Here is a 1,217-nt window from a genome sequence, read left to right as displayed (position 1 = left end):
GCAGCAGCCAGCCGCTGGTCCGCCCGGCCACGAACACCAGGAGGGAAGCAGCAATCGCCATTCCCCACCAGGCACCCCGCCACGGGCAAGAGCCGGTTTTTCCAAAGGATCGCGCGCCGTGAAGGGGGAGTCAGGCAGTCGGGCAGCGGCTGGTCGATCAGCGGGCCGAAGCTCTGTCCCAGCAGGGAGCGCTGGGCACGGTAGCGTTCGAAGCGCTGGGCGACCTCGGGATTGTCGGCGAGGTGGCTCTCGACCTCGGCAAGCCGTTCCTCCGGCAATTCGCCGTCGAGCCAGGCATGCAGCTCGGCCTCGGTCACGGGATCGCGGGTGCCGCTCATCACTTGATCCTCCTGACGACCTGCTGGGTTCCACCGTCCAGCAGGACCCTCAATTTTTCGCGCGCCCGGGCCAGCCGCGACATCACCGTCCCGATCGGCAACTCCAACACCTCCGCCACTTCGCGGTAGGACAACCCCTCCATTCCCGTCAGCAGCAGGATGGTGCGATGTTCGTCGGTCAGCTGGGCGAAGGCGCGGACGAAGTCGCGCACCGCACCGCGGTCGGCCGGCGGAGCACTCAGCGCCAGATCGTCGGCCAGATCCTCAACCGGAACCTCCGCCCCGCGGCGGCGGCGGCTGCGCTGGGTGGAGATGTGCAGGTTGTGCAGGATCGTCATCAGCCATCCGCCAATTTTCGACGGGTCGCGCAGCGCGTGGCGGTTGGCCAGCGCCTTTTCCACGCAGTCCTGCACCAGATCGTCGGCATCCGACCGGTTGCCCACCAGCGCGGTGGCATAACGCCGGAGCCGCGGCACATGAGCGGCGATGGCGCGGTCGTCGATGTCGGGCAGGCTCATGTCGGGTCCGGGGCTGGCGTCGTCACCGGTCATGACGCCCTGCCCTGCCGCTTTATTCCAACACCGCCGGTCACATCAAAGCCCGGGCGAGGAAAAGCCGGCCTTGCCGTCGAAATTGCTGAGATTCTCGGTCTGGGTGAAGTCGATCCCCGCCGCGGCAAGCCGGCCCAGCAGCTCGACGATGGCGCCATGCTGCACCGGACCATGCTGCGACAGGAAGCGGCAGCGCCAATGGTCGGTGCAGAACACGTCGGCATTGCCGTCCGGCCAGACCCGCTGCGAGCGGTTGGAGATGCTGGTCAGCGTCAGCGCATCGGTCGACAGCGGCAGCACCAGTTCCGCCAGATCGTTGGGCAGCCCG

General features: G+C 67.7%; 2 protein-coding genes and 1 pseudogene. All 3 read right to left on the bottom strand.

Annotation, left to right across the window (positions count from 1 at the left end; all coding sequences use genetic code 11):
* Positions 1-338 (bottom strand): anti-sigma factor (locus tag I71_RS13245; protein WP_042695328.1); only part of this gene is annotated, 338 nt, incomplete at its 3' end.
* Entirely contained in the window at positions 338-889 is a 552-nt protein-coding gene (locus tag I71_RS13240; RefSeq protein ID WP_042695327.1) for an RNA polymerase sigma factor, read from the bottom strand. The genes I71_RS13245 and I71_RS13240, both read right to left, overlap by 1 nt.
* Before the next feature lie 42 nt (positions 890-931).
* Positions 932-1,217, bottom strand: a pseudogene (locus I71_RS13235) (NADP-dependent isocitrate dehydrogenase); the annotation flags it as partial.

It is taken from the genome of Azospirillum sp. B506, from assembly GCF_000333595.1.
In the GTDB taxonomy this organism is placed as follows: domain Bacteria; phylum Pseudomonadota; class Alphaproteobacteria; order Azospirillales; family Azospirillaceae; genus Azospirillum.
This window is presented reverse-complemented; position numbering and strand designations above follow the sequence as displayed.

What these genes read in the sequence shown, in the direction of transcription:
- I71_RS13240 (WP_042695327.1), bottom strand. Translation starts at nt 889, where the DNA reads ATGACCGGTGACGACGCCAGCCCCGGACCCGACATGAGCCTGCCCGAC.